Consider the following 25,399-nt stretch of genomic DNA (forward strand, 5'->3'; position numbering starts at 1 on the left):
ACAACACGAACCAACACCGCGCTCGGTAGCCTGCACAGACGCGACGGGCAAGCGCGATCCCTTCTCCCCCGAGGGGAGAAGGCGGCTATTCGGCGGCCGTCAGCGCCTCTCCCCGCAAAGGCCGATCCGCGATCCCCGCTCGCGCCAGCTTCTCCGGCAAGGGTCCACCCGTCGCCCAGTCGAGCAGTTCCGCGGTATGAACCACCGGCGTCGTGGCGCCCTTGTCCGAAAAACCCTTCGCGAGCTGGGTCATGCAGCCGATATTGCCGGTCGCGACCAGCATCGGCTTGGTCCGCTCGATATGGCCGACCTTGCGCTCGCGCAGCCGGCCGGCGATCTCGGGCTGGAGGATGTTGTAGACGCCGGCCGAGCCGCAGCAGATATGGCCCTCCGGCACTTCCTTGACCTTGAAGCCGGCGCCGGAGAGCAGGCGCTTCGGCCCGTCCTTGAGCTGCTGGCCGTGCTGCATCGAGCAGGCGGAGTGATAGGCGATCGGCATGGCGACATCGCGCACTGTCGAGAGCTCCAGCGTCTCCAGGAACTCGGTGACGTCCTTCGCCAGGCCCGAGACCGTCTCCGCCTTTCCGGCATAGGCGGGCTCGTTGCGGAACATGAAACCGTAATCCTTGATCGTCGTGCCGCAGCCCGAGGCCGTGATCAGGATGGCGTCGAGCCCCTCGCCCTCGATCTCCGCCGTCCAGGCGTCGATGTTCGCGCGGGCGAAGGACAGGGCATCGTGCTCCTGGCCCATATGGTGGACGAGCGCGCCGCAGCAGCCCTCCCCCTTCGGCAGCACCACCTCGACGCCGTGGCGGTTGAGCAGGCGGATCGTCGCCTCGTTGATCGCCGGGTCGAGCACCGGCTGGGCGCAGCCCGAGAGCAGCGCGACGCGTTTCGATCGCCCGGCCGGCGGCGGGAAGCTCTGCGGCCCTTCCATCGCCGAGCGCGTCGGCAGGCGGACGGGCGCCAGCGCCAGCATCGCCTTCAGGCGCGGCCCGACGGCCGGCAGCATGCCGAGGAGCGGGGCAAGCGGCTTCGCCGGCAGCGCCGCCAGCATCGCCGCGCGGAAGCGGTTCGGATAGGGCAGGATCGCCGCCAGCAGCTTGCGCAGCAGCCGGTCGGACCAGGAGCGCCGATAGGTCTCCTCGATATGGGCGCGGGCATGGTCGACGAGGTGCATGTAATGCACGCCCGAGGGGCAGGTCGACATGCAGGAGAGGCAGGAGAGGCAGCGGTCGACATGCTTGACCACCTCGTCGGTGGCGGGCTTGCCGTTCTCCAGCATGTCCTTGATCAGGTAGATGCGCCCGCGCGGGGAATCGAGCTCGTCGCCGAGCAGCAGATAGGTCGGGCAGGTCGCGGTGCAAAAGCCGCAATGCACGCAGGTCCGGAGGATCTTCTCCGAGGCCGGCATGCGCGGATCGGAAGCGAGGCGCTCGGGGGTGAAGTTGGTCTGCATCGCTCAGGCTCCGCCCTGCCAGGCTTTGATCCAGTCCATCGGCCAGAGCAGCATGATGACGTTGAGGGTCAGGTTGTCGCGGATCAGCCAGCCGACGATCAGTTCCATCGCGAGCGCGCTCGAAACCGTCAGCCAGACCGGCGCCAAGCGGGCGATCAGGAAGCCGAGCACCATCGAGAGAATGTCGCAGACCGAATTCAGGACGCTGTCGCCGTAATAATCGAGCGAGATCGTCGCCGAGCGGTAATGGTCGATCACGGCCGGCGAGTTCTCGGCGATCTCCCAGGCGCTCTCGACCACAATGGAGAGCAGGAGGGCTACGCCGAAGCTGATCGGCAGGCCGGTGACGCGACGGATCAGCCAGAACAGCCCGTAGAACAGAAAGCCATGGATGATGTGCGAGAAGCTGTACCAGTCGGCGATATGCTGGGAATTCTCGGAGGAGACGACCTGTCCCTGCCAGAACTTCACGTAACCGCATTTGCAGATCGGCTCGCGCCCCATGGCGAGCAGGATCGCCGCGGCAGCAGCGACCAGCAGCAGCGCCAGCCCGGCGATGGCAAGCAGGCCGAGGCGCCCCTGCGCCCAGCTAGCACGCGACGCGGCGAAGTCAGTGGAAACCGGTTCGGTCAGCGCCATCAAACCCCCGCATACATCCGGCCTGGCTCCAAGATGCCGGCTGGATCAAAGCTCTTCTTGATACCGGCCGTAACACGCATCAGCGGCTCGGACAGTGGCTGGAAGACGTCGACCGAGGCACGCACGGCGTCCGGCGCCCGCACCAGCGTCGCATAGCCCCCGAGCGGCTTCAGCGCTGCGCGGATGGGCGCGGCCCCGGCATCGCCATCGGCCGGGACCGCGAGCCAGACCAGACCGCCGCCCCAATCGTAGAACCAGCGCGCATCCGGCAGCATGCGCGCGATGGCACTCGCTGCTTTCGGGCCGTCGGTCGGCTTGAGCGACAGGCGCCAGACCGCCTCCTCCGTCCCGGCGAAGAAGGCCGCGTCCCGGATATGGCGCCAGAGCGTGGCGCCATGCTCGCCTTCCAGCTTGTCGGGCACGCCATATTCGCCGAGCTGCAGCGCAAGCTCCCCCGAGCGGTATTCGATGGAGTCCGGGAAATTCTCCAGCCGCAAGAGCGTCAGGGCCTCCCCGCCGGCCAATCCTGCGGGAAGATGCGCGGCGGCCATCGGCTCGAAAGGCGAACCCAGCGCCCGCGACAACAGCGCGACGCCCTCCACGTCGGAGAGCCCGCGCCATTGCAGCGTCGCGATCTCAGCCGGCTTCGGCAGCACGCGGAAGGTGACCTCGGTCAGGAAGCCGAGCGTGCCGTGGCTGCCGCAGACCAGCTTCACCAGGTCGAGGCCCGTGACGTTCTTCATCACCCGCCCGCCCGACTTCACCATCTCGCCGCGGCCATTGACCATGCGGATGCCGATCAGGGAATCGCGCGCCGCCCCCGCATTGATGCGGCGCGGGCCGGAGATGTTGCAGGCGGCGACGGCGCCGATGGTCGGCGTGCCGTCCGTGCCGAAGAGCGGGCGGTGGTCCATCGGCTCGAAGGGCAGCATCTGGCCGCGCTCGGCCAGCGCCTCCTGCACCGTCTCGAGCGGCGTGCCGGCGCGGGCGGCGATGACCATCTCGGCCGGCTCATAGAGGGTGATGCCGGTGAGGCCGGCGCTGGAGAGCGTGCTCGCCGCCTGGGACGGCCGCCCGAGGCCGGCGCGCGTGCCGCCGCCGCGCAGGGTGAGCGGCACGCGATTGTCGACGACCGACTTCACGACGGCGCAGGCCTGCGCCTCGGTGGTGGGGGTGTGGATGGTCATTCTCCCCCCTTTGTCATTCCGGGGCTTCGCGCAGCGAAGAACCCGGAACCCACGACTGGGCAGGCGCGCTCAAGCCAGCCCTTCATAGAGATCCGTCCATTCGGGGTTCATGTCCTCGATCAGCTTGATCTTCCAAGCGCGACGCCATTTCTTCACCGACTTTTCCCGGTCGATGGCATCGTAGATGCGATCGAATTCCTCGTACCAGACGAGGCGGTCGACATCGTATCGAGACGTGAAGCCGATATTTTGCTTCGACTTGTGTTCATGGACACGTCTCGCCAGATCATTGGTGACCCTCAAATAAAGCGTGCCGTCCTTCTTTCGGGCGAGGAGATAGACGAAATACGGCATCGGTCTCACCCGGTCGTGGGTTCCGGGTTCTCGCTGCGCGAGCCCCGGAATGACAGATATTCATCACGCCGCCACCCTGCCTTCCAGCGGGAACACCTTGGCCGGATTGAGCAGCCATTGCCGGTCGAACACCGCCCTCACCCGCATCTGCTGGGCGAGATCGGCTTCGTTGAACTGGACCGTCATCAGGTCGCGCTTCTCGATGCCGACGCCGTGCTCCCCGGTCAGGCAGCCGCCGACCTCGACGCAGAGCTTGAGGATGTCCATGCCGGCATCCTCGGCCTTCTGCGCCTCGACCGGGTCGTTGCAGTTGTAGAGGATCAGCGGATGGAGATTGCCGTCGCCGGCATGGAAGACATTGGCGACGCGCAGGCCATAGCCCTTCACGATCTCGTCCATGCGCCGGAGCACATGCGGCAGTTGCCCGGTCGGGATGGTGCCGTCCATGCAGATGTAGTCGGCGATGCGCCCGGTGGCGCCGAAGGCCGATTTGCGGCCCTTCCAGATCGCCGCCGCCTCCATCGCCGATTTCGATTCCTTGACCGTGGTGACGCCGTGCTCGCGGGCGATGGCGACGATGCGGGCGAGCTGGGCGTCCATCTCCGCATCGGACCCCTCGACCTCGATGATCAGCAGCGCGCCGCAATCCATCGGGTAGCCGGCCTTGGCGAAGGCCTCGCAGATCTCGATCGCCGGCTTGTCCATGAATTCCATCGCGACCGGGATGATGCCGGCGCCGATGATCGCGGCCACCGCGGCACCCGCCTGCTCGCTGGTCGGAAAGCCGAAGAGCACGGGCCGCGCCCCCTCCGCCGCGCGCAGGATGCGCACCGTCGCCTCGGTGACGATGCCGAGCTGGCCTTCCGAGCCGTTGATCAGGCCGAGCAGGTCGTAGCCGGGGGCATCGAGGTGAGAGCCGCCGATTTCAACCACCGAGCCGTCGAGCATCACCATCGTCACGCCCAGCACGTTGTTGGTGGTGACGCCGTATTTCAGGCAATGCGCCCCGCCCGAATTCATGCCGATATTGCCGCCGATCGAGCAGGCGAGCTGCGAGGACGGATCCGGCGCGTAGAAGAAGCCCTCGGCCGAGACGGCGCCGGTGACGGCGAGATTGGTGACGCCGGCCTGCACCCGGGCGACGCGGTTGGCATAGTCGATCTCGAGGATGCGGCTCATCTTCGAGACGCCGATCACCACCGCGTCCTCCTGCGGGATCGCCCCGCCCGCGAGCGAGGTGCCGGAGCCGCGCGGGATCACCGGCACGCCCTCGTCCCGGCAATAGCGCAGCACCGCCGCGACCTCCTGCGTGGTGGAGGGCAGCACGACCGCCAGAGGCAGGCGCCGATAGGCGGTGAGCGCATCGGTCTCGTAGGGCCGCCGCTCGTCGTCGCTGGTGATCAGGGCCTGGGGCGGGACGAGCCGCGAAAGCCCCGCGAGAATCGAGTCGCGACGGGCGAGGATGCCGGCATCCGGCGCCGGAAAAGCGATTGCGCTCATCTTCCTACCTCCCTCGGCCAGCATGGTCGTCCCACTGATTGCGCTGCAGACTAGACCAATTCAAGACCCCTTGCAGCGTGTGTGGAAAGCCAGCCATTATTTCCAGAATGGAAAAGGTGGCTGCGCCATGGATCGATTCGGCGACCTCGACGTCTTTGCCCATGTCGTCACCGCCCGCAGCATGTCGGCGGCGGGCCGGCAGCTCGGCCTGTCGCCGGCGGTTGTCTCGAAACGCATCCGCCGCCTCGAGGAAAGGCTCGGGGTCAGGCTGCTGCAGCGCACGACGCGGCAGCTCGCCCTGACCGAGGCCGGACAGGGCTTCTACGAGCGCGTCGTCTCGATCCTCGCCTCGATCGAGGAGGCGGAAGCCTGGGTGGCGAGCGGCGCGGGCCAGGTGCGCGGCACGCTGCGCGTCTCGGCGCCGACCTCCTTCGGGCGGCTGCATGTCGCGCCGCATCTCAAGCGTTTCCTCGACGCCAATCCGCTGGTCACGGTCGAGCTCGTGCTGAGCGACGCCTTCGTCGATGTCGTAGGCGAGGGCTTCGACCTGGCGATCCGCATCGCCGATCTGCAGGATTCGAGCCTGGTGGCGAAGCGCCTCGCCCCGAACCACCGCGTCCTGTGCGCGACGCCGGGCTATCTGGCGGAGCATGGCACGCCGGGCGAGATCGCCGATCTCCAGCGCCACACGCTGATCGCGCACAACGCCGACCATTGGCGCCTCGACGGGCCGGAGGGCCCGGTCTCGGTGCGGGTCGGCGGCCCGCTCAGGACCAATTCGAGCGAGGTGGTGCGGGAGGCGCTGCTGGCCGGCGTCGGCATCGCCCTGCGCTCGACCTGGGATGTCGGGCCGGAACTGAAATCGGGCGCCCTGCAGCGGGTGCTGCCGGCCTATGCGGTGGGCTCGCGGGTCGCGGTCTACGCCGTCTATCCGAGCCGCCGGCACATGGAGCAGAAGCTGCGCGCCTTCGTCGACTATCTCGGCGAATTGTACGGCTCGACGCCCTACTGGGATGCGGGGCTTGCATTGTAGCCGGCCGTGAACGCCATACTGGCGGTCCGGGCCGCATCGCAGCGGGCGCGCCGGCCGCCAGGCCGGGGCCGCGTCCGGCGGGAGACCGGCAGGCACCGGCGCGCGGACCCGGCACGACACGGAGGAAAGAGATGACGTTCGGCGTACTCGACGGCACAGGCGTTTCGGTTCTCGATCCGCGCTTCGACCGCATCGTTCCCGGCTCGGCGCGAATCGAGCGGCTCTGGACCGGCGCGCGCTGGTCGGAGGGGCCGGCCTGGTTCCCGGCCCACAACACGCTGGTCTGGTCCGACATCCCCAACGACCGGATGCTGCGCTTCGACGCGCTGACCGGGCAGGTCGGCGTCTTCCGGCAGCCGGCACGCAACTCCAACGGCAACACGGTCGACCGCGAGGGCCGGCTGGTGAGCTGCGAGCATGGCGGGCGGCAGGTGACGCGCACCGAGCATGACGGCTCGATCACGGTGCTAGCCAGCCATTACCGCGGCAAGCGGCTGAACTCGCCCAACGACGTGGTGGTGAAGTCGGACGGCTCGATCTGGTTCACCGATCCCGATTACGGCATCCTCAGCGACTATGAGGGCGACAAGGCGGAAGGCGAGATCGGCGCCTGCCATGTCTACCGGATCGACGGGCAGAGCGGCGAGATCGCCGTCGCCGCCGATGATTTCGTCAAGCCGAACGGCCTCGCCTTCTCGCCCGACGAACGCATCCTCTACATCGCCGACACCGGCGCCAGCCACGATCCCGGGAACGGCCCGCGCCATATCCGCGCCTTCGACGTCGCCGCCGACGGCAGGACGCTCGGCGCCTCGACGGTCTTCGCCACCTGCACGAACGGGCTGTTCGACGGCTTCCGCCTCGATGTCGAGGGGCGGATCTGGACGAGCGCCGCGGACGGCGTCCATGTCTACCACCCGGACGGCACGCTGATCGGCAGGATCGCCATCCCCGAGATCGTCGCGAATGTCTGCTGGGGCGGGCCCAAGCTCAACCGCCTGTTCATCTGCGGCACGACCTCGCTCTATGCCGTGATGACCCATACCAACGGCGCGCGGCGGCCCTGAAGGCCGCCAAACTCTGCGAAGCCGTCATCCCAGGCACCTGATCGAGCCCTCATCCCGAGGAAGCCCCAAGGGCCGTCTCGAAGGATGGTCCAGATGTCTCCGGGGCCTCCTGAAACATCCTTCGAGACGCGCCTGCGGCGCACCTCAGGCTGAAGGCTGCGTTTCCGGGAAGCCGCCGATGCGCTACACCTCCTGCCCGACGTAATCGGCGACATGCTGCATGCGCTTCAGCGTGCGCCAGTAGATGTCCTCCATCAGCAGATGGGCGAACTCGCCGTTGCGGCCGATGCTGTAGAGCCCGGCGACGCCGGTGTCGCGGGCGAAGTCCTGGCGCCGCCGCTCGTAGCTGGCGAGGTAGACGGGATAGGCGAAAGGCGTCTTCAGCATCCCGCCCGGGCCGATATAGCGCGCCCGCAGATGCGGATAGATGCGGCAGAGCCCGTCCAGGCAAATCCGCGCCAGCTCCTCGTCGGACATCGTCCAATGCGCGTCGCCGACCTCGCAGCCGATGTCGAAGGTGAGCTGTGTGCGCCCCTCCGGCGCGAGCCAGGGCATCGAGAACGGCGCTTCCGTGATCCGGAAGAAGGGCTGCGACCGATCCGGCACCCAGAGCATGGTGTCCGGCAGGAGGTTGCGGCCCTCGAAGCGCAGATTGACGAAGATCATCGGCCGGTAGCGGAACGCGCCGAGCGCGTCGAGCCGGTCGGTCCCCTCGACGAGGCGCGGCAGGAGATGGACCGGCGCCGTGCTGATCGCCGCCGAGACGCCGATCTCGCGGCCGTTGACCTTCACGGCGACGACGCGGTCCCGCTCGACGAAGATGCGCTCGACCCGCGATTCCAGCGCGATGCGATGGCCGATCTGCTTCATCGTCGGCTCGAGCAGGCGCGAGACGCCCCCCTCGGGATAGACATGGTAGATGCCCGGGCTCTCCGGCATCTCGTGCGAATAACCGTTGCAGACGGCGCGCCCCGTCAGCCGCGAGGCGGCCTTGAGATAGAGCGTCTTCAGCACGCCGGCGGAGAGCTTCTGGCCGACGGCCGGCGAGAGCTTGCTCGCCGGCGCGCCGGACCAGGCCTCGGCCAGCGGGATCGCGACATCCTCGGCCAGGGCGGCGCCATAGGCGTTGCGGAACCAGTCGGCCGCGTTCGCGACCTCGCCGGGCCGCAGCCTGGCCGCGACGGCGCTCGCGGCATAGCGCGGCGAGGCGGCGAGGCCGAAGGGATAGCTGTAGCTGCGGCCGCCCAGCGCCACGGCCTCGCCATAGCGGCCGACCGTCCGCGAGATGTCGGCCGCGCCGAGCGCCTCGGCCAGCCGGTTGCTGACGAAATGCGCGCCGAAATCATAGGTGTAGCCTTCGGCATCCTTGAAGGAGGAGGCCATTCCCCCGACCGCGCGGCCGGATTCGAACACCGCCGCCTGCAGGCCGCGCCGTTCCAGATCGAAGGCCGCGGTCAGGCCGGCGATGCCGGCGCCGATGATCGCGACGGGTTTGGCGAGACGGCGCCAGATGGCAGGCGCCTTTGCAGCGAAGTTCATGACGACAGCCCCCGGGTGCAGCCGTGGTTTCCGGCGATCACCGGCCTAGCAGAAGCGGATGAATCCCGGCTTGCGTCCAGCGCGCAATCGCGGGATCCGATCGTCATCAACCGTTAACGCTAACGCCCCGGTCCCGGCGGGCCGGCCTCCGGCGCCTTGCCCTTCATCCGCATCAGAACGAGCGGCATCGACAGGCCGATCACCACGAAGCGCACGAGGTGGTGGGAACCGACATAGAGCGTGTCGAGCCCCATGGCGAAGGCGAGCATCGCCATCGCCTCGAGCCCGCCCGGCGCGAAGGCCGCCATGCCGCTGGCATAGGGCACGCCGGTCAGCCAGGCGGCCGGCCAGGCGAACAGGAAGGCGACGCCCATCGACACGGCGAAGCCGCCGATCGCCAGCGGGAAGAGGCCGCGCAGCTCCTCGCGCGGAATATGGGCGATGCGCCCGCCCATGGTCGAGCCGAGCAGGATCTGCACCGCGATCTGGACCGGCATCGGCAGGCTGCCCTCGACCAGCCCCATGCCGTGGAGGGCCGCGCTCGCGAAGGTCGCGCCGAACATCAGCGGCGCGGCGAGCCCGATGCGCTCGAAGCAGAGCCCGGTCAGCAGCCCCGCCATCGTCAGCCCCAGCATCGCCGCGGGGTCGACGGCGGTGACGACGGGAATCGGCGCGCCGGCGGAGGCGCCCGTCGCCTGCATCAGGCTCGGCAGGAACGCCACCAGCACGAGCAGCCGGAAGAGCTGGATCACCGAGATGCGGCCGATATTGGCCCCCTTTTCCTGGGCGATCGCCAGCACGGTCGAGAGCGCGCCGGGCGCCGCCGCCAGCAGCGCGTCGATCCAGGGCCAGCGCGCGACGCGGTGCAGATAGGCGCCCGTCGCCAGCATGATCGCCGCGACGCCGACGAGCAGCATCAGCAGGGAGGCCGGGTAGCGGCCGAGGGCCGCCAGCGCCTCCGGGGTGGCGGCCGAGCCGAGGATGGTGCCCGAAAGCAGCATCGTCGAATCGAACCAGGGGCGCCGCAGCGCCGGCAGCGGCCGCACCAGCGCGACCGCCGTGCTGAGCAGCATCGAGCCGGACAGCCAGGCAGCCGGCATGCCGAGCGTCGCGAACAGGGCGCCGCCCGCGGTCGCGATCGCGATCACGACGGCTTCACGCCCGAGGATCGCCAGGCGCGAGGATGGGTAGCCGAAAACGCTCATTCTGCCCCGAGGCGTCGCGGAAACGGCGACGCCGGGCGTTCATGGCCATGGCGGGCGCGGCGGTCAACCGCACCGTCCAACGGCCCACGCAGGGCCGCGTTGCGCGGCGCAGGGTCAGACCGCCGCCAGCGCCTTCTGCAGCCGCGCCACCGCCTCGGCGAGATCGGACGCCTTGCGGGCGAAACAGAGGCGCAAGCCCTTCTCGCCGCCGGGGCCGAAGGCGAGGCCCGGCGCCAGCCCGACATTGGCCTTGTCGACCAGCTCCAGCGCCAGGGCGCGGGAATCGTCGCGGCCGTCGACCGAGAAGAACTGGTAGAAGGCTCCGACCGGGGCCGCGAGCGAAACCCGGTTGGTCGCCTTCAGCCCCTCATAGACGATCCGGCGCCCCTCGGCGGCGCGCGCGATCTGCTCGGCGATGAAGCCCTCGCCCTCGTCCAGCGCCGCCACGGCGCCGCGTTGGATGAAGACCGGCGAGCCGGAGGTCGAGTACTGGATCAGGTTCTCGATCACCTGGCCGAAGGCCTCCGGCGCCTCGATCCAGCCGATGCGCCAGCCGGTCATCGCCCAGTTCTTCGAGAAGGTCTGGACGAAGATGACGCGGTCCTCCGCGGCGACGATGTCGTGGAAGGACGGGGCCCGCGCCGCGCCGTCATAGACGAAGCGGCCATAGATCTCGTCGGCGACGATCCAGATGCCGTGCTTGCGCGAGAGCGCGAGCAGCGCCTCCTGCTCCTCGCGCGTCGCGGTCCAGCCCGTGGGGTTGGAAGGCGAGTTGATCAGCATGGCGCGCGTCCGCGGCGTGATCGCGGCCTCGAGCTTGCCGAGATCGAGCGTGAAGCGGCCCTGTTCGTAGTCCATCGGCACGCAGACCGGCGTGGCCCCGCCCACGCTCACCGCCGCGACGAAATTGGGCCAGGCCGGGGTCGGGACGATCAGCTCGTCGCCCGGGCCCGCGATCATGCGCACCACGATCTGGAGCGACTGCATGCCCGAGCCGGTGACGAAGAAGCGCTCCGGCGAGAAGGGCTGGCCGTAGAGGCGCTCGTGATAGCGCGCCAGCGCCTCGCGCAGTTCGGGGATGCCGCGCTGCCAGGTGTAGAACGTCTCGCCGGCGGCCAGCGACCGCGCCGCCGCCTCGCGGATGAAGGCCGGGGTCGGCAGGTCGCCCTCGCCGACCCAGAGCGGGATCAGCCCCTGGCGCAGGCGACCGTAGTTCATCACCTCGACGATGCCGCTCTCGGGCGCCTCGCGCGCCTCCGGCCGCAGATCGGGGATCAGGGTGCTGCCCGTGGGAACGACGAAACTCATCGGGTTCGACCTCGCGATTGTGAGGCCCCAGCTTTAGCCGATGACGGCGGCCGGGGGCATGAAATCGCGAGATCGGGTCGATCGGTCGCCGTGATGAATCGCGACCGGAAGGAGCCCGGGCTCAGACCGCCTTCTGCTTCAGCAGATCGCGGATCTCGCCGAGCAGGACGACGTCGTCGGGCTTGGCGGCCGGGGCGGCGGGCTCCTCTTCCTTCTTCTTCTGGAGCATGTTGATGCCCTTGACGACGAGGAACAGCACGAAGGCGATGATGATGAAGTTGACGGCGACGGTAATGAAGTTGCCATAGGCGAGAACCGCGCCCTGCTTCCTGGCCTCCGCCAGCGTCGTCGCGGTGACGCCGCTGTTCAGCCCGATGAAGTAGTTCGAGAAATCGACGCCGCCGAGCGCGCCGATGAAGGGCATGATGATGTCGTTGACCAGGGAGTCGACGATCTTGCCGAAAGCGGCGCCGATGATCACACCGATCGCGAGATCGATGACATTGCCCCGCAGAGCGAATTTCTTGAATTCCTCGAGCATGCCGCACCTCTTCCTGTCGTCGCCGGGACGTCTCCGTCAGCCGGTGCAGGCTAGACCAGGGCGCCGGGACAGGAAAAGCCCGCCGCCCCGCAAATCGGCGGGTTCGGGCCGGTTTGCGCAAACTATTTTGGGGATGAACCGGCGGAATGACCTGTGGCGCCGCGGAAAGCCGGCCGCTAGACTGGGGCGAAACCTGAAACGGAAGATCATGCCGCCGGCTTTGCGTTTTCGACGGCAGGCATCCTTGCGGGGCGTCGCGTCGTGATTCCAGCCTGGTCCGTCGTCCTGGTCGCCCTCGCCTATCTGTGCGGGCTCTTCGCCGTTGCGCATACCGCCGACATGTCCGGCCGGCGCCTGATGACCGGGCGAGCGCGCACCACCATCTACGCGCTGGCGCTGGGCGTCTACTGCACCTCCTGGACCTTCTACGGCTCGGTCGGTTTCGCCAATCTCGCCGGCTTCGACTTCCTGGGCATCTATGTCGGGCCGATCCTGGTGATCGGCCTCGGCCACCGCTTCGTCGACCGGGTCGTCGGCATCGCCAAGTCGCAGAACATTACCTCGGTCGCGGATTTCGTCGGCGCGCGCTACGGCAAGAGCGAGCGGGTGGCGGCGCTGGTCTGCCTCGTCGCGGTGATCGGCGCCCTGCCCTATATCGCGCTGCAGCTCAAGGCGGTCGCCAACTCGCTCTCGGTCTTCCTGGCCGCGACCGGCGGGCATTCTCCGGTCGAGAACGTGCCGATCCTGAGCGATCTCGCCTTCCTGGTCGCCATGGTGCTCGCCGGCTTCGCCTGCGCCTTCGGCACGCGCCATATCGACGCGACCGAGCACCAGGACGGGCTGGTGCTGGCCATCGCGGTCGAATCCCTGGTCAAGCTGGTCGCCTTCCTCGTGCTCGGGCTCTACATCGTCTACGGGCTGTTCGACGGCATGGGCGACCTGCTCGGCCGGGCGGCCGCGCTGCCGCCGCCCGGCCAGCCGCCGATCTGGGAGCGGACCTCGAGCCTGCCCGGCTTCCTGACCCTGACCCTGCTGTCGAGCTGCGCGGCGCTGCTGCTGGCGCGGCAGTTCCACATGGCGATCGTCGAGAACCGCGACCGCCGGGACGTGCGCCGCGCCGCCTGGATGTTTCCGCTCTATCTCGTGCTGATCAATCTCTTCGTCCTGCCGCTGGCGGCGGCCGGCGAATTGCTGATGCCGGGCAGCGGCGTCGACCGCGACATGACGGTGCTGCTCCTGCCCCTCCAGAACGGGGCCGGGGCGGTGGCGCTGCTCGTCTTCGTCGGCGGCCTCTCGGCGGCGACGGCGATGGTGATCGTCGCCTCCGTGGCGCTGGCGATCATGATCTCGAACCATCTGGTCATGCCGCTGCTGCTGCGCGGCCGGCGCGCGCTCAGCGAACCCAACGGCGCGGCGGCGCCCGCCAGCCTGCGGGTTCCGTCGAACAGCAATCTCGGCGGCGACCTCGGCTCCCAGGTGGTGATCATCCGGCGGGCGAGCATCTTCCTCGTCATCCTGCTCGGCTACGCCTATTACCGCGCCTCCGGCGAAGCGGCGCTGGTCTCGATCGGCCTGCTCTCCTTCGCCGCGACGGCGCAGATCGCGCCGGCCTTCCTCGGCGGCCTGATCTGGCGGCGGGGCACCGCGCTCGGCGCCGTCGCCGGCCTGGCCATCGGCACCCTGGTCTGGGCCTATACGCTGCTGATGCCGAGCCTCGCCATTCCGGGAAGCTGGTGGAGCGAGGTGGTCAATCACGGCCCCTTCGGCACCGACATGCTGCGGCCGGAGGCGCTGTTCGGCCTCCGCATGCCGCCGCTGACCCATGGCGTCGTCTGGAGCCTGGGGCTCAACATCCTCGCCTATGTCGGCTTCTCGCTGCTCCGGCCGGCCAATGCGATGGAGCGGCTGCAGGCCAACGCCTTCGTCGAATCGGACAGCGCCACCATGGCGCAGACCTTCTCGCTCTGGCGCACCAGCGTGAGCGAAGGCGAATTGCAGGCGACGATCGCCCGCTATCTCGGCCAGGAGCGCACCGCCCGCGCCTTCGACAGCTTCAATCTGAGCCGCGGCGAGACATCCGAGCCCGGCCGCGACGCCGACATCCACCTGCTGCGCTTCGGCGAGCATCTGCTCTCCTCGGCGATCGGGGCCGCCTCCTCGCGGCTGGTGCTGTCGCTGCTGCTGAAGAAGCGCAACCTCTCGACCGAAGCCGCCTTCAAGCTGCTCGACGACGCCTCGGCCGCGCTCCAGTACAACCGCGACATCCTCCAGCACGGGCTCGACCATGCCGGCCAGGGTATCACCGTGCTCGACCGCGACCTCAGGATCCTCGCCTGGAACCAGGCCTTCCTGCGGCTCTACGACCTGCCACCCTCGCTGGTCCGCTTCGGCACCGGGCTCGACGAGATCGTCCGCTACAATGCGGCGCGCGGCGCCTATGGCGACGGCGCGCAGGACGACCTGATGGCCGCCCGGCTGGAGAGCTTCGTCAGGGACCGGGAGCCGGTCCGCCTCAAGCTCTTCCCGTCGAAGACCGTGATCGAGGTCCGCACCAATCCGCTGCCGGATGGCGGCTTCGTCACCACCTATACCGACATCACCGAGACCGTCGCCGGCGAGGAGAAGCTGGAGCGGGCCAATGAAAGCCTGGAAAGGCGCGTCGCCGAGCGCACGGAGGAGCTGCTGCACGTCAATGCCGAGCTCCAGCGCGCCAAGGCCGAGGCCGAGGCCGCGAACGTCTCGAAGACCCGTTTCCTGGCGGCGGCGAGCCACGACATCCTGCAGCCGCTCAACGCCGCCCGGCTCTACGCGACCTCGCTGGTGGAGCGGGACCGCGCCGCCGGCCGGCCCGAGCTCGCCGAGAACATCGACGCCTCGCTCGACGCGGTCGAGGAGATCCTGACCGCGCTGCTCGAGATCTCGCGGCTCGACGGCGGGGCGCTGAGGCCCGAGCTCTCCTCCTTCCGTCTCGACGAGCTGATGCGCCAGCTCCAGCGCGAATTCGAGCCGAGCGCGCATGAAAAAGGGCTGAAGCTGGTCTTCGTGCCGACCGGGCTGGCGGTGCGCTCGGACCGGCGCCTGCTCCGGCGCCTGCTGCAGAACCTGATCTCCAACGCGATCAAATACACGCCGAACGGCAAGGTGCTGGTGGGCTGCCGGCGCCGCAACGGCCAGATCGCCGTCGAGGTCATCGATACCGGCCTCGGCATTCCGCAGAGCAAGCAGAAGACCGTCTTCCGGGAGTTCCAGCGGCTCGACCAGGGCGCGCGGGTGGCGCGCGGCCTCGGCCTCGGCCTCTCGATCGTGCAGCGCATCGCGCGCGCGCTCGACCACGGGCTGACGCTCGATTCGGCGCCCGGCCGCGGCACGCGCTTCTCGCTCACCGTGCCGCGCGTGGCGCCTCTGCCGGCGATGACGACCGCCGCCGCGCCGCGCCAGTCGCCGGCCGGGCAGCTCGCCGGGATGCATCTGCTGGTGATCGACAACGAGCCGGCGATCCTCGACGGCATGAAGCGCCTGCTCGAGGGCTGGGGGTGCCGGGTGGCCACCGCCGCCGGACTCGACGAGGCGCTGCCGCTGGTCGGCGGCCGCGACGAGCCGGACGTGGTCATCGCCGATTATCATCTCGACCATGGCAACGGGCTCACCGCCATCAGCTCGCTCAGGGCCCGCGCCCGCGCGCCGATGCCGGCGATCCTTTTAACCGCGGACCGCACCCCGCATGTGCGCGAGGCCTCGGGCGCGCTCGACGTCCATATGCTCAACAAGCCGCTGAAGCCGGCGGCGCTGCGGGCCCTGCTGGCGCAGTGGCGGGCGACGCGGCTGGCGGCGGAATAGCCGGTTCGGCGCGCCGGCCCGGCCCTGGCCGCCAGCGCCGCGGCAGCGCCGTTCCGGCCGGCGCCCTTGCCGATCGGCCCGGCCGGGCTCAGATTCGGTCCAGCCAAGGAGACCGCCATGTCGCAACTGCCAGCCGAAGATCCGATCCTGGGCGATGCCCGCTCCTGCGCCGCGATCGAGAAGGTGATCGTGCCGCGCACGCACGATCTCGGCGGCTTCCAGGTCCGCCGGGCGCTGCCGGCCATCGGCCAGCGCATGGTCGGCCCCTTCATCTTCTTCGACCAGATGGGCCCGGCCGAGTTCCATCTCGGCGAGGGGCTCGACGTGCGCCCGCATCCGCATATCGGCCTCTCGACCGTGACCTATCTCTTCGACGGCGAGGTCATGCACCGCGACTCGCTGGGCACGGCGCTGGCGATCAAGCCCGGCGCGGTCAACCTGATGACCGCCGGGCGCGGCATCGTCCATTCCGAGCGCACCGGCATGGAAGCCCGCGCCACCGGCCCGAGGCTCTACGGCATCCAGGCCTGGCTCGCCCTGCCGAAGACGCATGAGGAGATCGCGCCGGAATTCACGCATCACGGCGCGCCGGAGCTGCCGCGCATCGTCGAGGGCGGAAAACGCATCAGCCTGATCATGGGCTCGGCCTATGGCGAGACCTCGCCGGTGCAGTTCCCCTGGGAGGCGCTCTATGCCGAGGCCGTGCTCTCGCCCGGCGCGATCCTGCCGCTCGACCCCGATTACGACGAGCGGGCGATCTACATCGTCTCGGGCAAGATCGACATCGCCGGCGAGGAATTCGGCGCCGGCCAGCTCCTCGTCTTCAAGCCGGGCGATCGCATCTCGATCCTCGCCATCGACCAGAGCCGGGTGATGGTGGTCGGCGGCGAGCCCATGGACGGGCCGCGCCATATCTGGTGGAACTTCGTCTCCTCCTCGAAGGAACGGATCGAGCAGGCCAAGGAGGAGTGGAAGACCGGCCGCTTCGACACCGTGCCCGGCGATGACAAGGAATTCATTCCGCTGCCCGAGGGCTGAGGCGACGGCCCCTCCCGTTCAGGCGATCTCGGACAGGTCCCGCAGCCGCGGCACCTGCGAGAAGCCGATGACGAGGAGCTGGACCAGGAAGCCCGCGGCCGCGAGCGCCAGGCAGGCTGCGATGCCGAGATGCGCCGCCACCGTGGCGCCGATCGCGGCGCCCAAAGGCCGCGCGCCGAAGGTCGCCGTCATGATCAGGGCGGAGACCCGGCCGAGCATGGCATTGGGCGTGACCGCCTGCCTCAGCGTCATGGTCGAGATCGTCCAGATGATCGGGCCGACGCCGAACAGGAAGAAGCTCGCGCCGACCAGATGGATGGAGGGGAGCCAGAGCGTCCCCAGCATGATCCCGGCCGCGCAGAAGCCGAAGAACGGTCCAATCAGGATCAGCGTCCCGAAGGAGACCCGCCGGGCGATGGCGGGCGCGAGAGCGGCCCCCACGATCATGCCCGCCCCGTAGATGCCGAGCGTGACCCCGACCTCGGTCGCGCTGAGGCCGAGATTCTGGACCGCATAGGCGACATAGACCGCCTGGAGGACGAACCAGGCGACATTGAAGAAGACCGCCGTCAGCAGGATCGGCCTGAGCAGATCGTGGCCGACCGCGAAGCGGGCGCCCTCGCCCAGATCGTGCAGCAGATGGCGGCGCGGACCGGATGGCGGCTCATCCCCGGGCAATCCGGCCAGAAAGAGCACCGCCAGCAGGGAAAGCCCCGCGGCCAGACCATAGGCCGTCGAAACGCCGATCCAGCCGACGAGCGCCCCGCCGAGCGCCGGGCCGCCGGCATAGGCGACGCTGCGCGCGAGCTCGAGCCAGCGATTGGCCTCCGCCAGCCGCGCGCGCGGCACCACGGAAGGAACGAAGGCCGGGGCCGCCACGCTGTAGCAGACCGTGCCGACGGCGCCGAGGGCACCGAGCAGGGCGAGCCGGTTCAGATCGAGGCCGCCCGCGGCTAGCAGCAGCGGAATCGCCAGCAGCGACAGGGTCCGCAACGCTTCAGTCCCGACCATCAGCGAGCGCCGCGAGGCCCGGTCGACCATCAGGCCGGCCGGGATCGACAGCAGCAGAAAGGGCAAGGTCTGCGCCGTCTGCAGCCAGCCCGTCTCGGCCGGCCCGGCCGCCAGCAGCAGGACCGCGGCCAAAGGCGCGGCGGCGAGCGCGATCTGCTCCGAGAACTGGGCCGCGAGATTGGACCAGCCGATGCGCCTGAATGCCGCTGGCAGCGCTGCGGTCTCGGTATTTTCCATCGCTCGGCATCCCCGGAAGTGGTCGTGACCGCATCAAAAGGCGCAACCGGGAAGCGGAACCACCCGTTTCGTGGCACGGCCCCGGGCGGATGACCGGGCCGGCATCCCGCGGCCGGTTTGCCAGCGCGGCGCGCAAGCTCTATTTCCAGAGCGTCTCATCGAAGGATCAGTCTTCCTCGTGCCCCGTCCCGCCACGCCGCTCCTCGACACGATCCACGACCCGGCCGATCTGCGCAGGCTCGACGACGCGCAGCTCCGCCAGCTCGCCGACGAGCTCAGGCTGGAGACGATCGACGCCGTCTCCGTCACGGGCGGCCATCTCGGCGCCGGGCTCGGCGTGGTCGAGCTGACGGTGGCGCTGCACCATGTCTTCGACACGCCGCGCGACCGGTTGATCTGGGATGTCGGCCACCAGGCCTATCCGCACAAGATCCTGACCGGACGGCGCGACCGCATCCGCACGCTGCGCCAGGGCGGCGGGCTCTCCGGCTTCACCAGGCGCTCCGAGAGCGAATACGACCCCTTCGGCGCCGCGCATTCCTCGACCTCGATCTCGGCCGGGCTCGGCATGGCGGTCGGGCGCGACCTCGCCGGGCGCCAGAACAACGTCATCGCCGTGATCGGCGACGGCGCCATGTCGGCCGGCATGGCCTATGAGGCGATGAACAACGCCGGCGCGCTCGATTCGCGGCTCGTCGTCATCCTCAACGACAACGACATGTCGATCGCACCGCCGGTCGGCGCGATGTCGGCCTATCTGGCGCGGCTGGTCTCGGGCCGGACCTATCGCTCGCTGCGCGAGGTCGCCAAGCAGCTCGCCGAGAAGCTGCCGCGCTTCTTCCACGACAAGGCGCGGCGCACCGAGGAATATGCGCGCGGCTTCTGGACCGGCGGGACGATGTTCGAGGAGCTCGGCTTCTACTATGTCGGGCCGATCGACGGGCATAACCTCGACCACCTCCTGCCGGTGCTGCGCAATGTCCGCGACGCCGGCAACGGGCCGATCCTGATCCATGTCGTGACCCAGAAGGGCAAGGGCTACGCCCCGGCCGAGGCCAGCGCCGACAAGTACCACGGCGTCGTCAGGTTCGACCCCGTCACCGGCCTCCAGGCCAAGGCGCCGGCCAATGCGCCGAGCTACACCAACGTCTTCGCCGGCGCGCTGATCAAGCAGGCGCGCGAGGACGAGAAGATCGTCGCCGTCACCGCGGCGATGCCGTCGGGCACCGGGCTCGACGCCTTCGGCAAGGAGTTTCCGGGCCGGACCTTCGATGTCGGCATCGCCGAGCAGCATGCGGTGACCTTCGCGGCAGGTCTCGCGACCGAGGGCTACAAGCCCTTCGTCGCGATCTACTCGACCTTCATGCAGCGCGCCTACGACCAGATCGTGCACGACGTGGCGATCCAGAAGCTGCCAGTGCGCTTCGCGCTGGACCGGGCAGGGCTCGTCGGCGCGGATGGCGCCACCCATGCCGGCTCCTTCGACATCGCCTATCTCGCCTGCCTGCCCGAGATGGTGGTGATGGCGGCGGCCGACGAGGCGGAACTGACCCATATGGTCGCGACCGCGGCGGCTTACGATGCCGGTCCGATCGCCTTCCGCTATCCGCGCGGCGAGGGCGTCGGCGTCGAGATTCCCGATACCGGCGTGCCGCTGGAGATCGGCAAGGGGCGGATCCTGCGGGAAGGCACGCAGATCGCGCTCATCTCGCTCGGCACCCGGCTTGCCGAATCCCTCAAGGCGGCCGAGCTGCTGGCGCAGCGCGGCCTGTCCGCGACGGTCGCGGATGCGCGCTTCGCCAAGCCGCTCGACGAGGCGCTGATCCTGAAGCTCGCCCGCGGGCACGACATCCTGATCACCATCGAGGAAGGCTCGGTGGGCGGCTTCGGCAGCCATGTGCTGCACCTGCTGGCGCGGAGCGGCGCGCTCGATGCCGGCCTGAAGGTGCGGACGCTGACCTTGCCGGACGCCTTCCAGGACCACGACAAGCCCGAGGCGATGTACGCCGCCGCCGGGCTCGATGCCGCCGGCATCGTCAAGGCCGTCGAGGCCGCGCTGGGCAACCCGAGCGCGATCCGGCGCGCCTGAGGCCCGCGCCATGAAGAGCCGGGCGGACCAGTTGCTCGTCGAGCGCGGCTTCTTCGAAAGCCGGGCGCGGGCCCAGGCCGCCATCGCCGCCGGCCTCGTCACCGCGAACGGCGCGGCGGTGCGCAAGGCTTCCGAAATGGTGGCGCAGGACGCCGAACTCAGCGCGCAGGCGCCGCATCCTTACGTCTCGCGCGGCGGGCTGAAGCTCGAAGCCGCGCTCGACGCCTTCGGCTTCGACCCGAAGGACCGCATCTGCCTCGATGTCGGCGCCTCGACCGGCGGCTTCACCGACCTCCTGCTCAGGCGCGGCGCCCGGCATGTGATCGCGGTCGATGTCGGCCGCGACCAGCTCCATGCCTCGCTGCGCCAAAACCCCCGCGTCAGCAGCTTCGAGGGACAGGACATCCGCACGCTCGCAGCCGAGGCCTTGCCGGAGCGGCCGAGCCTCGCCGTCATCGACGTCAGCTTCATCTCGCTGAAGCTCGTGCTGCCGGCCGTCGCCGCGTTGCTGGCGCCGGAGGCGGGCATCGCCGCGTTGATCAAGCCGCAATTCGAGGCCGGGCGCGCCGCGCTGAAGAAGGGCATCGTCCGGGACGAGGCGGTGCAGCGGCAGGTCTGCGAGGAGATCGTGGCGCTGCTGGGCGCGCTGGGTTTCGCCGTCGCGGGGCCGATCCCCTCCCCGATCGAGGGGGGCGACGGCAACCGCGAGTTCCTCGCGGGAGCGCGGCGGGGCGCCTGATCAGCGCGCCAGCAGCGCGTCGATCCGGCCCTGCAGCGCCGCGTCGTCGAATGTGGCGATGTCGATCATGCCATCGGCGTTGATGAACTGCGCCGAGCGCGAGATCAGCTTGCGCATCGCCTCGCCGGCCACCTCGACGATCATCGGGAATTCGGCCGGGCGCGGCGTCTCGGCGAGCAGCGCGTTCACCGTCGCGACCAGCCGCGTCATCGAGCGGCAGACCTCCTCGAACGCCCTGCGCCGGGCGGGATCGATGCCGTCATAGGCCGCGAGCGCGGCGGCGGCGCAGCGCAGCGCCGAGCCCTCGAAATGCTCGCGATAGCCGATGCCCTGCCAGCGGCGCAGATCGTCGACGACGCTGTCGTCGCTCGCGGAAAGCTCGATCAGCATCAGCGCTTCGATGAAACGGTTGAGAAAATCGGTGGAAAGCCGCGGCGCCTGCGCCCGTTTCTTGCTGTCGGCCACTGTCCCAGCCTGCAGTTTTCTCGCGGAGGCGACCATGCCCTGTCCCGAACCGGGCCGATTATGGTGAGCGAACCCCGAAGAAAGTGTTGCCGCGCGGGGCTCGGCCCGCGCTAAACAGGCGCCATGTGCGGACGCTATGCCATCACCCTGCCGCCCGAGGCGATGCGCGCCGCCTTCGGCTATCGCGAGCAGCCGAACTTCCCGCCGCGCAACAACATCGCGCCGACGCAGCCCGTGCCGGTCATCCGGCCGCATGACGGCGGACGGCAGTTCCTGCTGATGCGGTGGGGCTTCGTCCCCGGCTGGGTCAGGGACCTGAAGGACTTCCCCCTGGTCATCAATATCCGCAGCGAGAGCGCGGCCGAGAAGCCGTCCTTCCGCCACGCGCTGACCCGGCGCCGCTGCCTGCTGCCCGCGGACGGCTTCTACGAATGGCGCCGCAGCGGCAGCGGCCGGCAGGCCCGCGCCGAGGCCTTCCTCTTCCGCCGGCCGGATCGCGGCTTCTTCGCCTTCGCGGCGCTCTGGGAGACCTGGCATTCGCCGGACGGCTCCGAGCTCGACACCGTCGCCATGCTGACCGGCCCGGCCAACGGCACCATGGCCGCGATCCATCATCGCTGCCCGATCATCCTCGACCCGCGCGACCATGACGCCTGGCTCGATGCCGACGCGACGCCGCAGCAGACGCTGCGCCTGCTGAGGCCGCCGCCCGACGAGCTGCTGGAGGCCGTCGCCATCGGCCCGGCGGTCAACAAGGTCGCCAACGACACGCCCGACGTGCAGATGCCGGCCGCCCACGCGCCCGAATCCGCACAGGCAGAGCCCTCGCGCCATGCGCGCAAAGCGACCCGGCCTCCCGCCGATGACGGGCAAGGCAGCCTGTTCTAGCGCCGGAATCATGCTCTGATCGCGCAAAAGCAGGATGAGGAAACGCTGATGCACGGTCGCCGCCCCACCATGACCTCCCGCCACGGCATGGTCGCCGCCGCCCATCCGCTCGCGGCGCAGGCCGGCGCGCGGCTGCTGGCCCAGGGCGGCAACGCCTTCGACGCGGCGGCTGCGACCGCCGCCGCGCTCAACGTGGTCGAGCCTTTCATGTCGGGCCTGGCCGGGATGGGCTTCGCCACCATGTGGGTCGGGGCGGAACGGCGCATCCGGGTTCTCGATTTCGTGCCGCCGATCCCGGCGAGCTTCCCGGCCGGGCGCTTCAACAAGCGTTCCGATCTGGAGCGCGGCCCGCTCGCCATCGCCTCGCCCGGCAACCTCGCCGGCTGGTGCGAGCTGGTGAAGAGCTATGGGCGCAAATCGCTGGCCGAGGTCTTCGCACCGGCGATCGCGCTGGCGCGGGACGGTTTCGCGCTGGCCGAGTTCGGCGCGGCGGAGTTCGAGGAGAACGACCCGCTGCTGCGGAAATATTCCGCGCTTTATCCGGCCTGGTCGCGGAACTACCAGCCGGACGGCAAGGCCATGCATCTCGGCTCGCTGTTGGTCCAATCCGACCTGGCGCAGTCGCTGAGCGAGATCGCGGCCGAGGGGCCGGACCATTTCTATCGCGGTGCGCTCGGCGAAAAGGTCGTGGCGCATCTCAAGGCGCTCGGCGGTACGCTGACGATGGCCGATCTCGACGCGGTGAAGACGGTCTGGCGCGAACCGCTCGCCGCTTCCTATCGCGGGCTCACGGTGCATGTGCCGCCGCCGCCTTGCGAGGGCTTCCAGTTCCTGCTGACGCTGCGCCTTCTCGAAGGGCTCGACCTCGCCTCGCTGCCGAAGGACGGGCCGGAGCATCTCGACCTCGTCTATCGCGCCATCCGGCTGGCGGCGGGCGAGCGCATCGCCCACAACAATCCGGGCCCGGACAAGCTGGCTGAGATCCTGTCGGACGCCTCGGTCGAGCGGTTGCGCCGGCGCCTGACCGACGGCGAGCCGGTGAGCGGCCCGACCGAGCAGTGGACGCCGCAGGACAAGGAGGACCCGGCGCATACGACCTCGCTCTCGGTCGCGGACAGCGACGGCAACCTGATCTGCATCACGCAGAGCCTCGGCAGCCCCTTCGGCAGCGGCGTCGTCGTGCCGGGAACGGGGCTGTGCCTCAACAATTTCCTGTACTGGGCCAACGTGCAGACCGGCAGCCCGAACCGGGCGAAGCCCGGCGACGCGCTGGCGATGTGCATGTCGCCCTCGATCTCGACGCGCGACGGTCGCCCCGTGCTCGCCCTCGGCACGCCCGGCAGCTACGGCATCATGCAGACGCAGGCGCAGGCGATGGTGCAGTATTGCGATTTCGGCCTGCCCTTGCAGGAGGCGATCGAGGCGCCGCGCGCCCGGCTCTGGGACGGCCGCCTCGTCGAGATCGAGAACCGCATCGCGCCCGAGACGATCGCCGAGCTCGTCCGGCGCGGACACGACGCGCGCGCCTTCGACGTCGGCTGGACCATGCGCTGCGGCGGCATGCAGGCGGTCGCGGTCGATCCGGAGACGGGGGTGTTTACGGGTGCCGCCGATCCGCGCCGGGATGGGTATGTCGCGACGCCCTGAGGTGTCGCAATTGAGCACCGCTGCAAAAAGGGGCGCGGGATCCCCTCTCCTGTAAGGAGAGAGGTAGGGGTGAGGTGTAGGCCCCTGGACCAGTTTTCACGTCCCAATCGCAGCAGCGGTCAGGTCACAGCCGAAACGTCCAACGGCCTACCCCTCACCCTGCCCTCTCCCTCCGGGAGAGGTTTCCCCGCGCTGTCCGAGCTTACCTGGTAGCCAGCACCGCGCCCGGATTGAAGATGCCCTTCGGGTCGAGCGTCTGCTTGATCGCGCGCATCAGGTCGAGCTCGACCGGGTCCTTCACGCCCGGCAGCAGGTCGCGCTTGAGGCGGCCGATGCCGTGCTCCGCCGAGATCGAGCCGTGCAGCTCGGCGACGATGGCGTGGACCGCCTCGTTCATCTCGCTCCAGCGCGCCAGGAAGGCCTGCTTGTCCCCGCCGACCGGCTGGCTGACGTTGAAATGGATGTTGCCGTCGCCGAGATGGCCGAAGGGCACCGGCCGGCAGCCCGGCACCATCGCCTCGACCAGCGCGATCGCGCGCTTCAGGAATTCCGGGGTGGCATGGACCGGCACCGAAACGTCGTGCTTGATCGAGCCGCCCTCATAAGTCTGCACCTCCGAGAGCATCTCGCGCAGCTTCCAGAAATCGGCACGCTGGGTCAGCGAGCCGGCCAGCGCCGCATCCGTGACGATGCCCTTCTCCAGCGCCTCGCCGAGGAAGGCCTCGACATGCGCGTCGAGCCCGGCGGCGGACTGGGCCGAAACCTCCATCAGCACATACCAGGGCGACGGCTCGGAGAGCGGATCGCGCGCGCCCGACGCATGGCGCAGGACGAAGTCGAGGCCGATGCGCGGCATCAGCTCGAAAGTGGTGAGCGTGCCGCCGGCGCCGGCCTTGGCGGCGTTGAGCAGGTCCAGCGCCGCTTCCGGATTCGGCACGGCGAGGAAGGCCGTGGCGCGCACCGCCGGCAGCGGGAAAAGCTTGAGCACGGCCGCGGTGATGATGCCGAGCGTGCCTTCGGCGCCGATGAAGAGGTCCTTCAGATCGTAGCCGGTGTTGTCCTTGCGGAGCTGGCGCAGGCCGTTCCAGATGCGCCCGTCCGGCAGCACGACCTCAAGCCCGAGGCAGAGCTCGCGGGCATTGCCGTAGGCGAGGACGGCGGTGCCGCCGGCATTGGTCGAGAGATTGCCGCCGACGGTGCAGGAGCCTTCGGAGGCCAGCGAGAGCGGGAAGAGACGGCCTGCCGCCTCCGCCGCGTCCTGCGCCCGCTTCAGCGTGACGCCGGCCTCGACGATCATGGTGTCGCCCTCGGCGTCGACGGCGCGGACCTTGTCCAGGCGCTGCAGCGAGAGGATGATCTCCCTGCCGTCCGCGATCGGGATCTGGCCGCCGACGAGGCCGGTATTGCCGCCCTGCGGCACCAGCGTCGTACCGGTCTCGGCCGCAAGCTTCACCAGCTCGGCGACCTCGGCGGTCGAGCCGGGACGGACCACGCCGCGAGCCTTGCCGCGGAACAGATCGCGCCATTCCTTGAGATAGGGCACCATCGCGTCGGCATCGGTGACGACGTTCTTCGCGCCGACGATGCCGGCCATACGATCGAGAATTGCGCTCATC

Annotated in this window: 20 protein-coding genes; 8 read left to right on the forward strand and 12 right to left on the reverse strand. The window is 69.4% G+C overall.

Annotated elements, in window-relative coordinates:
* Positions 1 to 85: 85 nt before the first annotated feature.
* The 5 genes from glcF to ACWH43_RS16555 form a co-directional block, all read right to left on the reverse strand.
* Positions 86 to 1,459, reverse strand: coding sequence for a glycolate oxidase subunit GlcF (glcF, locus tag ACWH43_RS16535; RefSeq protein ID WP_158446366.1), 1,374 nt, complete (start codon positions 1,457 to 1,459; stop codon positions 86 to 88).
* A gap of 3 nt (positions 1,460 to 1,462) precedes the next feature.
* Positions 1,463 to 2,098 (reverse strand): DUF2585 domain-containing protein, encoded by a 636-nt coding sequence (locus ACWH43_RS16540; protein WP_158446365.1) that lies wholly within the window; start codon positions 2,096 to 2,098, stop codon positions 1,463 to 1,465.
* The gene (locus tag ACWH43_RS16545; RefSeq protein ID WP_158446364.1) at positions 2,098 to 3,285 is read right to left on the reverse strand and encodes an FAD-binding protein; all 1,188 of its coding nucleotides are present in this window, start codon (positions 3,283 to 3,285) and stop codon (positions 2,098 to 2,100) included. Before ACWH43_RS16545 ends, ACWH43_RS16540 begins: the two co-directional genes overlap by 1 nt.
* Before the next feature lie 69 nt (positions 3,286 to 3,354).
* Positions 3,355 to 3,639 (reverse strand): GIY-YIG nuclease family protein, encoded by a 285-nt coding sequence (locus ACWH43_RS16550; protein ID WP_158446363.1) that lies wholly within the window; start codon positions 3,637 to 3,639, stop codon positions 3,355 to 3,357.
* A gap of 63 nt (positions 3,640 to 3,702) precedes the next feature.
* Entirely contained in the window at positions 3,703 to 5,139 is a 1,437-nt protein-coding gene (locus ACWH43_RS16555) for an FAD-binding oxidoreductase (protein WP_158446362.1), read from the reverse strand.
* Positions 5,140 to 5,266: 127 nt separating this feature from the next.
* On the opposite strand from ACWH43_RS16555, the gene ACWH43_RS16560 reads away from it, so the two are divergent.
* The gene (locus tag ACWH43_RS16560; protein ID WP_158446361.1) at positions 5,267 to 6,172 is read left to right on the forward strand and encodes a LysR family transcriptional regulator; all 906 of its coding nucleotides are present in this window, start codon (positions 5,267 to 5,269) and stop codon (positions 6,170 to 6,172) included.
* Positions 6,173 to 6,303: 131 nt separating this feature from the next.
* The gene (locus ACWH43_RS16565) at positions 6,304 to 7,239 is read left to right on the forward strand and encodes an SMP-30/gluconolactonase/LRE family protein (RefSeq protein ID WP_158446360.1); all 936 of its coding nucleotides are present in this window, start codon (positions 6,304 to 6,306) and stop codon (positions 7,237 to 7,239) included.
* A 183-nt stretch (positions 7,240 to 7,422) separates the two neighbouring features.
* On the opposite strand, the gene ACWH43_RS16570 is transcribed toward ACWH43_RS16565, so the two are convergent.
* The 4 genes from ACWH43_RS16570 to mscL form a co-directional block, all read right to left on the reverse strand.
* A complete protein-coding gene (locus ACWH43_RS16570) occupies positions 7,423 to 8,778 on the reverse strand; it encodes a protoporphyrinogen/coproporphyrinogen oxidase (protein ID WP_158446359.1) in 1,356 nt (451 codons plus the stop codon).
* A 119-nt stretch (positions 8,779 to 8,897) separates the two neighbouring features.
* Entirely contained in the window at positions 8,898 to 9,983 is a 1,086-nt protein-coding gene (locus ACWH43_RS16575) for an AbrB family transcriptional regulator (RefSeq protein ID WP_158446358.1), read from the reverse strand.
* 114 nt (positions 9,984 to 10,097) lie between these two features.
* Positions 10,098 to 11,291 (reverse strand): pyridoxal phosphate-dependent aminotransferase, encoded by a 1,194-nt coding sequence (locus tag ACWH43_RS16580; RefSeq protein WP_158446357.1) that lies wholly within the window; start codon positions 11,289 to 11,291, stop codon positions 10,098 to 10,100.
* Positions 11,292 to 11,412: 121 nt separating this feature from the next.
* Positions 11,413 to 11,832 (reverse strand): large conductance mechanosensitive channel protein MscL, encoded by a 420-nt coding sequence (gene mscL / locus ACWH43_RS16585; protein ID WP_158446356.1) that lies wholly within the window; start codon positions 11,830 to 11,832, stop codon positions 11,413 to 11,415.
* Positions 11,833 to 12,093: 261 nt separating this feature from the next.
* Between mscL and ACWH43_RS16590 the strand changes: the two genes are divergently transcribed.
* Together ACWH43_RS16590 and ACWH43_RS16595 are read left to right on the forward strand one after the other, a co-directional pair.
* Complete coding sequence (locus tag ACWH43_RS16590) at positions 12,094 to 15,669, forward strand: NahK/ErcS family hybrid sensor histidine kinase/response regulator (RefSeq protein WP_158446355.1); 3,576 nt, start codon at positions 12,094 to 12,096, stop codon at positions 15,667 to 15,669.
* A gap of 117 nt (positions 15,670 to 15,786) precedes the next feature.
* Entirely contained in the window at positions 15,787 to 16,707 is a 921-nt protein-coding gene (locus ACWH43_RS16595) for a pirin family protein (protein WP_158446354.1), read from the forward strand.
* Positions 16,708 to 16,725: 18 nt separating this feature from the next.
* Here ACWH43_RS16595 and ACWH43_RS16600 read toward each other — a convergent pair whose 3' ends face one another.
* On the reverse strand, positions 16,726 to 17,955 hold the full coding sequence (locus ACWH43_RS16600) for an MFS transporter (RefSeq protein WP_158446353.1): 1,230 nt from the start codon (positions 17,953 to 17,955) through the stop codon (positions 16,726 to 16,728).
* A 178-nt stretch (positions 17,956 to 18,133) separates the two neighbouring features.
* Here ACWH43_RS16600 and dxs point away from each other — a divergent pair, with 178 nt between their 5' ends.
* Both dxs and ACWH43_RS16610 read left to right on the forward strand, forming a co-directional pair.
* Complete coding sequence (dxs, locus tag ACWH43_RS16605; protein WP_260348034.1) at positions 18,134 to 20,044, forward strand: 1-deoxy-D-xylulose-5-phosphate synthase; 1,911 nt, start codon at positions 18,134 to 18,136, stop codon at positions 20,042 to 20,044.
* Between the two features lie 10 nt (positions 20,045 to 20,054).
* On the forward strand, positions 20,055 to 20,783 hold the full coding sequence (locus tag ACWH43_RS16610) for a TlyA family RNA methyltransferase (RefSeq protein WP_260348035.1): 729 nt from the start codon (positions 20,055 to 20,057) through the stop codon (positions 20,781 to 20,783).
* Here the strand turns inward: ACWH43_RS16610 and ACWH43_RS16615 are convergent, their stop codons facing one another.
* On the reverse strand, positions 20,784 to 21,248 hold the full coding sequence (locus tag ACWH43_RS16615) for a hypothetical protein (protein WP_158443888.1): 465 nt from the start codon (positions 21,246 to 21,248) through the stop codon (positions 20,784 to 20,786).
* 123 nt (positions 21,249 to 21,371) lie between these two features.
* On the opposite strand from ACWH43_RS16615, the gene ACWH43_RS16620 reads away from it, so the two are divergent.
* Positions 21,372 to 22,136: an SOS response-associated peptidase gene (locus ACWH43_RS16620; protein ID WP_158443887.1), complete on the forward strand. Its 765-nt coding sequence runs from the start codon at positions 21,372 to 21,374 to the stop codon at positions 22,134 to 22,136.
* A 48-nt stretch (positions 22,137 to 22,184) separates the two neighbouring features.
* Positions 22,185 to 23,783, forward strand: coding sequence for a gamma-glutamyltransferase family protein (locus tag ACWH43_RS16625; protein WP_448153547.1), 1,599 nt, complete (start codon positions 22,185 to 22,187; stop codon positions 23,781 to 23,783).
* A 202-nt stretch (positions 23,784 to 23,985) separates the two neighbouring features.
* Here ACWH43_RS16625 and ACWH43_RS16630 read toward each other — a convergent pair whose 3' ends face one another.
* Positions 23,986 to 25,398 carry an FAD-binding oxidoreductase gene (locus ACWH43_RS16630; protein ID WP_158443885.1) on the reverse strand — a complete coding sequence of 471 codons (1,413 nt, stop codon included), beginning with the start codon at positions 25,396 to 25,398 and terminating at the stop codon, positions 23,986 to 23,988.
* Between the last annotated feature and the right edge of the window lies 1 nt (position 25,399).

Source organism: Allobosea minatitlanensis (genome assembly GCF_964020775.1).

Bases quoted from the DNA above. Each gene is read 5' to 3' on its own strand.
- glcF (WP_158446366.1), bottom strand. From the start codon at position 1,459: ATGCAGACCAACTTCACCCCCGAGCGCCTCGCTTCCGATCCGCGCATG.
- ACWH43_RS16540 (WP_158446365.1), bottom strand. From the start codon at position 2,098: ATGGCGCTGACCGAACCGGTTTCCACTGACTTCGCCGCGTCGCGTGCT.
- ACWH43_RS16545 (WP_158446364.1), bottom strand. From the start codon at position 3,285: ATGACCATCCACACCCCCACCACCGAGGCGCAGGCCTGCGCCGTCGTG.
- ACWH43_RS16550 (WP_158446363.1), bottom strand. From the start codon at position 3,639: ATGCCGTATTTCGTCTATCTCCTCGCCCGAAAGAAGGACGGCACGCTT.
- ACWH43_RS16555 (WP_158446362.1), bottom strand. From the start codon at position 5,139: ATGAGCGCAATCGCTTTTCCGGCGCCGGATGCCGGCATCCTCGCCCGT.
- ACWH43_RS16560 (WP_158446361.1), top strand. From the start codon at position 5,267: ATGGATCGATTCGGCGACCTCGACGTCTTTGCCCATGTCGTCACCGCC.
- ACWH43_RS16565 (WP_158446360.1), top strand. From the start codon at position 6,304: ATGACGTTCGGCGTACTCGACGGCACAGGCGTTTCGGTTCTCGATCCG.
- ACWH43_RS16570 (WP_158446359.1), bottom strand. From the start codon at position 8,778: ATGAACTTCGCTGCAAAGGCGCCTGCCATCTGGCGCCGTCTCGCCAAA.
- ACWH43_RS16575 (WP_158446358.1), bottom strand. From the start codon at position 9,983: ATGAGCGTTTTCGGCTACCCATCCTCGCGCCTGGCGATCCTCGGGCGT.
- ACWH43_RS16580 (WP_158446357.1), bottom strand. From the start codon at position 11,291: ATGAGTTTCGTCGTTCCCACGGGCAGCACCCTGATCCCCGATCTGCGG.
- mscL (WP_158446356.1), bottom strand. From the start codon at position 11,832: ATGCTCGAGGAATTCAAGAAATTCGCTCTGCGGGGCAATGTCATCGAT.
- ACWH43_RS16595 (WP_158446354.1), top strand. From the start codon at position 15,787: ATGTCGCAACTGCCAGCCGAAGATCCGATCCTGGGCGATGCCCGCTCC.
- ACWH43_RS16600 (WP_158446353.1), bottom strand. From the start codon at position 17,955: ATGGAAAATACCGAGACCGCAGCGCTGCCAGCGGCATTCAGGCGCATC.
- ACWH43_RS16610 (WP_260348035.1), top strand. From the start codon at position 20,055: ATGAAGAGCCGGGCGGACCAGTTGCTCGTCGAGCGCGGCTTCTTCGAA.
- ACWH43_RS16620 (WP_158443887.1), top strand. From the start codon at position 21,372: ATGTGCGGACGCTATGCCATCACCCTGCCGCCCGAGGCGATGCGCGCC.
- ACWH43_RS16625 (WP_448153547.1), top strand. From the start codon at position 22,185: ATGCACGGTCGCCGCCCCACCATGACCTCCCGCCACGGCATGGTCGCC.
- ACWH43_RS16630 (WP_158443885.1), bottom strand. From the start codon at position 25,398: ATGAGCGCAATTCTCGATCGTATGGCCGGCATCGTCGGCGCGAAGAAC.